Source organism: Vibrio sp. R10-SG3-ISO3 (genome assembly GCF_059834225.1).
Genome location: NZ_JCBDHE010000058.1, coordinates 1 through 612, shown reverse-complemented (window position 1 = coordinate 612; position 612 = coordinate 1). Strand labels below are relative to the sequence as shown.

1 rRNA gene is annotated in these 612 nt (G+C 40.5%); it reads left to right on the top strand.

The window, feature by feature from the left end:
• Nucleotides 1–113: 113 nt before the first annotated feature.
• Nucleotides 114–229: ribosomal RNA gene (gene rrf, locus AC6R1A_RS17450) — 5S ribosomal RNA — on the top strand.
• The last annotated feature ends 383 nt before the right edge of the window (nt 230–612 follow it).

Sequence of the window (612 nt, the reverse complement as noted above, 5' to 3'; positions counted from 1 at the left end):
TGATAAAGAGACGAGTTTCTAGTTCCTAGTATCTAGGAACGATAAACGCAGCTTTCCGAATTATTAAGTTCTAGGAACTAGGCACTAGCTTCTAGGAACTTAAACAAAATTTGCTTGGCGACCATAGCGATTTGGACCCACCTGATTCCATGCCGAACTCAGAAGTGAAACGAATTAGCGCCGATGGTAGTGTGGGGTTTCCCCATGTGAGAGTAGGACATCGCCAGGCTTTAAATTCTGACTTGTCTTGTAAGTAGAGCGAGTCACCATAAAGTTTTAAGTTTAGTTTAGAGTTTTATGTTGACTTACAGAGTCAATCAGCGTATTATACGCGTCCTGCTTAAGTGCTAAGGCACTGAAAGCAAAGCTCTTTAACAATATAAACCTATCAATCTGTGTGGGCACTCGTTGATGATAATCCAATTGGAAGCTTAGGCTTCAAATTAGGTTTCAATGATACTGAAGTGACCATTGAGTCTTCGGACTCAGCACAGTCAATTCAAATTTTCTAGGAATTAGCTTCTAGTTGCTAGGAACTGTATCAGTATTCATTGAGCCAACAAAACTTTAAATTGAAGAGTTTGATCATGGCTCAGATTGAACGCTGGCGGC